Origin of the sequence: Quadrisphaera granulorum (assembly GCF_003149145.1) — a bacterium.
Classification (GTDB): domain Bacteria; phylum Actinomycetota; class Actinomycetes; order Actinomycetales; family Quadrisphaeraceae; genus Quadrisphaera; species Quadrisphaera granulorum.
Genome location: NZ_QGDQ01000013.1, coordinates 121,974 through 128,644, shown reverse-complemented (window position 1 = coordinate 128,644; position 6,671 = coordinate 121,974). Strand labels below are relative to the sequence as shown.

5 protein-coding genes and 1 tRNA gene are annotated in these 6,671 nt (G+C 71.4%); 1 reads left to right on the top strand and 5 read right to left on the bottom strand.

Annotated elements, in window-relative coordinates; genetic code table 11:
• The 3 genes from BXY45_RS11890 to BXY45_RS11880 all read right to left on the bottom strand — a co-directional run.
• The coding region (locus BXY45_RS11890) for an IS630 family transposase (protein ID WP_109774699.1) at positions 1-579 on the bottom strand (579 nt) is incomplete at its 3' end.
• 329 nt (positions 580-908) lie between these two features.
• Positions 909-985: transfer RNA gene (locus BXY45_RS11885), tRNA-Pro, on the bottom strand.
• Between the two features lie 75 nt (positions 986-1,060).
• On the bottom strand, positions 1,061-1,975 hold the full coding sequence (locus tag BXY45_RS11880; RefSeq protein WP_211319490.1) for a metallophosphoesterase: 915 nt from the start codon (positions 1,973-1,975) through the stop codon (positions 1,061-1,063).
• Between the two features lie 27 nt (positions 1,976-2,002).
• Here BXY45_RS11880 and BXY45_RS11875 point away from each other — a divergent pair, with 27 nt between their 5' ends.
• On the top strand, positions 2,003-2,491 hold the full coding sequence (locus BXY45_RS11875; protein WP_245961776.1) for a GatB/YqeY domain-containing protein: 489 nt from the start codon (positions 2,003-2,005) through the stop codon (positions 2,489-2,491).
• A gap of 54 nt (positions 2,492-2,545) precedes the next feature.
• On the opposite strand, the gene mprF is transcribed toward BXY45_RS11875, so the two are convergent.
• The gene (gene mprF / locus BXY45_RS11870) at positions 2,546-5,272 is read right to left on the bottom strand and encodes a bifunctional lysylphosphatidylglycerol flippase/synthetase MprF (RefSeq protein ID WP_109774698.1); all 2,727 of its coding nucleotides are present in this window, start codon (positions 5,270-5,272) and stop codon (positions 2,546-2,548) included.
• 64 nt (positions 5,273-5,336) lie between these two features.
• Positions 5,337-6,569 (bottom strand): NupC/NupG family nucleoside CNT transporter, encoded by a 1,233-nt coding sequence (locus BXY45_RS11865; protein ID WP_109774697.1) that lies wholly within the window; start codon positions 6,567-6,569, stop codon positions 5,337-5,339.
• Positions 6,570-6,671 lie beyond the last annotated feature (102 nt).

The window sequence follows — 6,671 nt, the reverse complement described above, 5'->3', positions numbered from 1 at the left end:
CAAGGGCCCCACCGCAGTCGCGGTGGGGCCCTTCTGGCGTCGATGGTCGACATCGGCGGTGACGCCAACATCGACATCAGAAGCGACGCGCAACACCTCAGCCCGGATCGCAGGGAACTCTTCGGTCTTCCACTTCTGAACCGCCTCAGGATCCTGCTGCCATGCCCGCCACAATGGACGCTGCACCGACAGCCCCATCTTCTTCATCAGTCGGCCCACACTCACCAGCGACAAGTTCACCCCGAAGTCCCTGGCGATCATCTCCGCCACCAGCTCGCGCGTCCATAAGGCGAATTCAAACTGCAACTGCCGAGGGTCGTGGCCAACGATGAGTGCATAGATCCGACTCATCGCTGACGCGTTCAACTTTGGGGGTCGCCCCGGAACGGGCTTCGCCTTCAAAGCCCTCTCGCCACCTTCTCGATACTTCGCCAGCCACCCGAAGACCGTGGAGCGATTCATCCCCAACGCTGCCGCGACATCTTCAGGGTGAGCACCTGCCTGGATCTGCCGTACCGCGCGGATCCGGATCTGCTCCAAGGTGGTGTGATCGAGCTTGCGGCCATCATCTTCGCGCACGCTGCTGTCATTTCAGACGGCACACAGGATGTCTACTTACTTCCGGTCGCCTTAGTATCTCTTGCAGCACTGTGGCCGGCTGTACAGCGAGAGCAACGATGTCGGGCGGCGGGACCTGAACCTCGCGTGGTTCACCAAACTTGCGCTCGATGTCGACGAGCGGACCGGACAGCCTGTTGTGGTGTCGGTCGAGCGCACGCCGCTCATCGAAGCGATGCAGCGAGCCAGCGCGCCGCGTGAGGCGCCTGATGGGCTTCAGGCAGCAAGAAGGGCCCCTGACGTGGGTCAGGGGCCCTTCGATCTTGCTGCATGTTCAAACAACAACACTGTGGTCGGGGTGACAGGATTTGAACCTGCGGCCTCTTCGTCCCGAACGAAGCGCGCTACCAAGCTGCGCCACACCCCGGAGCAGCGCGGACCACTCTAGCCGAATGCGGCTACTGCTCTCGACGCGGTTCCTCCGCGCGAGCGCACCGACTCGTCAGGCCGGTACGAGCTCCAGCAGGGTCGCCTCGGGTGCGCAGGCGAACCGGACCGGCGCGTAAGGGCTCGTGCCGAGGCCGGCACTCACATGCAGCCAGGACGAGCGCCGTCCCCGTTCCCAACGATGCAGGCCCTTGGCCATCGAGCGCGGCAGGTCACAGTTGGTGGTGAGCGCGCCGACGAACGGCACGCACAGCTGGCCGCCGTGCGTGTGGCCCGCGATGAGCAGCTGGTGCCCGTCGGTGGTCATGGCATCCAGGACCCGCCGGTAGGGGGCGTGCGTGACGCCCACGGACAGGTCCGCCACGGGGTCGGCGGGGGCGGCGAGGTCGAGGTACCTGTCGCGCCGCAGGTGAGGGTCGTCGACCCCGACGAGGTCGAGGCGGCGCCCGTCGACGTGCAGACGTCCGCGGGTGTTGGTGAGGTCCAACCAGCCCGCCGTGCGGAACGCGGCGGTGAGCTGCTCCGTGGGGAGGTCGCGAGGTTTGGTGTGAGCGCGGGACGGACGCCACAGGTACGTCACGGGGTTCTTGGGACGGGGGGCGTAGTAGTCGTTGGAGCCGAGCACGAAGGCGCCGGGAAACTCCAGGAGCGGCTCCAGCGCCTCGATCACCTCCGGCACCGCACCGGCGGAGGTGATGTTGTCGCCGGTGTCGATGACGAGGTCGGGCTGCAGATCGGCCAGCGACCGGATCCACGCCTTCTTCGCGTGCTGACCGGGGATCATGTGGATGTCGGAGACGTGCAGCACCCGCAGCGGCGCCTGGCCGGAGCGGAGCACGGGCACCTGGAAGCGGCGCAGTCGGAACGCGCGGATCTCGTACCCGGCTCCCCAGGCCACCGCCCCTGCGCCGGCAGCGGTGACCAGACCGGCGCCCAGCGCCGCGGTGCGGAGGAATCCCAGGCGACTCACGCCCGGCACCCTGCCAGACTCGTCGGTGTGAGCACCCCCGGCACCCCTGCTAGCACCTCTCTGGCCGAGCGTCTGCGCACCGACCTCAACACCTCCATGCGTGCCCGCGACGAGGTCCGCACGGCAACGTTGCGGATGGCGCTGACGGCCGTGAAAACCGCGTCGGTGGCGGGCACCGAGGCCCGTGAGCTGTCCGACGAGGAGGTGCTTGCCGTGCTGCGCACCGAGGTGAAGAAGCGCAAGGAGGCCGCCGAGGCCTTCGCCGGTGCCGGCCGTGCCGAGTCGGCCGAGCGCGAGCGCGCCGAGGAGGCCGTACTGGTCGCCTACCTGCCGGCCCAGCTCGACGACGACGCGCTGGCCGCCGCTGTCGACGCCGCCGTGGCGCAGGTCGCTGCCGCCGGCAAGAGCGGTCCGTCAGCGATGGGCGCCGTCATGGGTGTCCTGCGACCGCAGGTCGGTTCCACCGTGGACGGAGGTCGTCTCGCCGCTGCGGTGAAGAGCGCCCTGTCGCGCTGACGACGTTCCCCGCCGCCTCACCGCCTCTCGGCTCCTCGCCGGGGGGCGGTGGCGTCATGCGCTCAGGCCGGCGGAGGCATTCCGGCTCGGTCCGCTGTCGGCACCGACCAGGTCGCGCGGTAGCGGCACGGCCCCCGCGGCTGCGGGTGCCTTACGCCGCGACGGCCTGGGGGCTGCGTGCAACTGCGGGACCATCCCGCGCACGCCGCCGCCCACGAGCTTGGCGACGTCGAACATCACCACCGGCAGCGACAGGCCACCGGCCGACGCCACGTAGCGCGGCTCCCAGGTCGGGTCGAACCGCTCCTTGAACTGGCGCAGCCCGCGGAAGCCGTAGAAGTGCTCCCCGTGGGTCCACACCAGGTGGCCGATCCGGTGCCAGAAGGTGCCGTTGCCGTCGACGTCCAGACCGGACAGCGGGGCCATCCCGAGGCTGAAGGAGCTGTACCCGCGCTCCTGCGACCACAGCATCGCCTCGACGAAGAGGTGCGTCATGACGGTCCGGGGAGCGTCGGTCCGGCGGCGCATGAGGTCGACGTGCACCTCGTGCCCCGAGCCGCCCACCCACAGCGAGGCGAACGCGACCACGCGGCCGTCGGCGCGGGCCACCACCACCGGGAAGCGGGAGACGTAGTCCTCCTCGAAGCGGCCCAGGGAGAACGACTTCTCCTGCGTGCCGCGCTCGAGGAGCCACTCGTCGCTGACGGCGCGCAGCTCCGGCATGACCTCCCGGAGGCACTCGCCGGTCACCACCTCCACCTCGACCCCCGCGCGGACACTCGCGCGGTGCTCGGCGCGCAGCTTGGCGCGGCGGCGGCCCTCCATGGAGAAGTCCACCAGCGGGACGACGGCCTCCTCACCGAGCTTGACGGTGGAGAGTCCGTGCTGGCGGTAGAGGTCGGCGAGGTCCTCGCGCACGCAGTAGAGGGCCGGGCGCCCGCAGCGGCTGGCGCACAGCTCCAACCAGCTGCGCAGGAGGTCGTCGAACTCGCGCTCGTCCCCGAGCGGGTCTCCCATGACCACCCAGCTGCGCCCCTCCACGCGGTACATGAGGAAGGCGCCGCCGTCGCGGGAGAAGTGGAGCTGCTTGTCGCCGGTCCACACCAGTGACGCGTTGCCGGGGGTCGAGGTGGCCAGGATCGGCTCCGCGCGCTGCAGATCATCCGGGGAGGCCGTCGAACCGTGCGCGAGGGGCTGCTGGAGGCGCAGCCCGGCGCCCACGAGGAGGACGGCGGTCAGGACGGTGCCGGCGCTGGTGGTCCAGTGCCCCACGCCGGTCACGAGCTCGACCAGGGTGAGCTCACCCCAGACCGGTGCCAGCAGCGTGGCGTGCCACCACAGCAGCAGCGCCGCGGCCACCACGATCGTGAGCGGCCGCGACAGGGCGCGCCGGCCCGTGCCTCGCCGGAAGGCCCGGTGAGTCATGGCGAGCAGCACCGCCGAGGCGGCAGAGACGACGCCCAGCGGGGTCGGGTGCGTCGCGGCGATCACCACCAGCATCCCCAGCGTCAGTGCCCACGCACCCCGGAGCCGTCGGTACAGGCCTCGGGAGAGCACCAGCAGGCCCACGCCGGCCAGGCTCACCGCGAAGGGGCCGAGCGCCCCCAGGCTGCCGAAGAAGCCGAGGGTCGCGTCACCCTCGGGTGCCTGCCCGGTGACCAGCAGCATGACCCCGACGACGGCGACCACCACCGCCAGCGCCGAGGGCAGCAGGACACCTGCCACGCGCACCAGCCCCGCGCCGCGGTCCGGCCGGCGCGTTGCTTCCAGACCGGCCAGCACCACGGTCGCGAGGGCGAGCGGCACGAGGAAGTACACGAGCCGGTAGGCCACCAGCGCGGTCACCAGGCCGTGCGCCGGTACGGAGCCGGCCAGGGCCAGCACCAGGATCGCCTCGACGACACCCAGGCCGCCGGGCACGTTGCTCAGCAGACCGAGCGTGGTGGCCAGGACGAAGACGACGGCGAACGCGGGGAAGCCCAGCCCGTGGCCGTCAGGCAGCAGCACGTAGAGCACCGCGGTCATGACCAGCCACTCCGTGACCGACATCGTGAGCTGGGTGAGGGCGACGCGTCGCGACGGCCTGTCGATGCGCCAGTCACGCACCATCAGCGGCGCGCCGCGCCCGCACCAGAGCAGGTAGGCGACCACCGCCCCCACGAGGAGCGTCGCGAGCAGCACACGGGCCGGTTCTGCCAGCGGCAGCGAGTCGACCACCGTGGCGGGCGCCCAGAGCAGACCGGCCGCCACCAGCACGGCGCTGCCCAGGCTGAGGGTGACGAGGTTGAACGCGGTGAGCCGGGTGATGGCGAACGCCGGCAGACCCCAGGCGGAGTACGCCCGGGCGCGCAGCGCCGCCCCGACCAGCGCCGAGGCGCCCAGAGAGTTGCCGAGCGCGGTGGCCACGAACGAGGCAGCGGCGTACCGGCGCAGGGGCATCCGGTGCTGGACGTAGGCGAGGGCGAGCGCGTCGTAGGCCACCATGAGCCCGTAGGAGACCGCCGTGGCCGCTAGCGCGAGCAGCACGGGCCGCGCGCCCTGGGCGGCGAGGTCGTCGCCCAGCCGGTGCCACGGATAGTCCCCGAGCCGGTTCCGCAGGACCACCACGGCCACCACGAGGAACACCAGGATGGCGAGCTGTCCCAGCCGCTGGCCGCTCAGCCAGGCGGGCAGCCGTCCGGCGAGCCTGCGGCGGGCGGGCGCCGGGGACTCGCCGTCGTCCTGGGTGGGCTCGGGGGGCATGACGTCCGCGCGGGACGCAGCGTCACGGGCGGGGCTCACCCTGTGATGTTCGGTGCCCTCGCGGGGAGCCTTGAGGGTCGTGGCGATCTCGGTGCCATCTCCGTCAGAGGGACAGGACGACGGCGGCGACCGCGGCGTTGGCGAGGTTGGCCATGGCCCCGGCGAGCAGTGCCCGCGGCGCCAGCTGGGCCACCTCGCCGCGTCGCTCCGGGCACAGCGACCCGAGCACGCCGATCATGATGGCGATCGAGCCGAGGTTGGCGAAGCCCGCCAGCGCGATGGTCACCACGGCCACCGTCAGCGGGTCGAGCGAGGCGACCTGCGGGCCGAAGTCGGAGTAGGCCACGAACTCGTTGAGGAACGTCTTCTGGCCGATCCACGACCCCGCCTGGCCGGCCTCCGACCACGGCACCCCCAGCAGCCAGGCCAGCGGGGCCAGCAGCCACCCGAGGATGCCCTGCACGGTGACCCCCTGGGCTCCGAACAGGCTCGCGATGCCCCCGACGATGCCGTTGACCAGCGCCAGCACCGCGATGAACGCGATGAGCAGGGCACCGACGACGACGGCGATGCGACCGCCCGCCATGGCCCCACGCCCCAGGGCGTCGATGGCGTTGGCGGACTCGGTGTCGCGGACCGTGCGCACGTCGTCGTCGCCGGAGGTCTCCCGTACCGGCTCGGTCTCCGGGAGCAGCAGCTTGGCCATGAGCAGCGACGCGGGGGCGTTCATGGCGGTGGCGGCCAGTAGGTACGGCAGCGGCGCGCCCAGCTGCGCGTAGCCGAGGAGTGTGGAGCCCGCCGCCGCGGCAAAGCCGCCGGTGATGACGGCGAACAGTTGTGACCGCGTGAGCCGCCTGAGGTACGGCGCGATCATCAGGGGGGCCTCGCTCTGCCCCAGGAAGATGACCACCGAGGCGAAGAAGCTCTCCAGCCGGGAGACCCGCAGGAGCCACCCGAGGGCACCGCCCAGCGCCCACGCGACGTGCTGGACCACGCGCAGGTAGAAGAGCAGCTGGATGATCGCGCCGAGGAAGATGATCACAGGGAGCACCCCGAAAGCGAACACCGACCCGAGCGACGGGCCGACCTGCGTCAATGGGCCGAAGAGGAAGGTCGTGCCCTCGTCGGCGTAGCCGATGAGCTTCTCGACGCCCCCGGCCACGGCGTCCAGCGCGGCCCTCCCCGGACCCCAGCGGAGCACCAGGAACGCGAAGACCACCTGCAGGGCGAGAGCCGTGCCGACGGTCCGCCATGGGATGCGGCGCCGGTGGGCGGAGAAGAGCACGCCGACGCCTACCAGCACCGCCACGCCCAGGAGTCCGCGCACGGGGGACACCTTCCAGCCACTCCGGTGGTGCTGCCAGTCGCGATCTCGGGGCTGCTCGGAGGCCCTACGACGACGGGGTCCGCGCCGCGGGTGCGGCGCGGACCCCGTCCG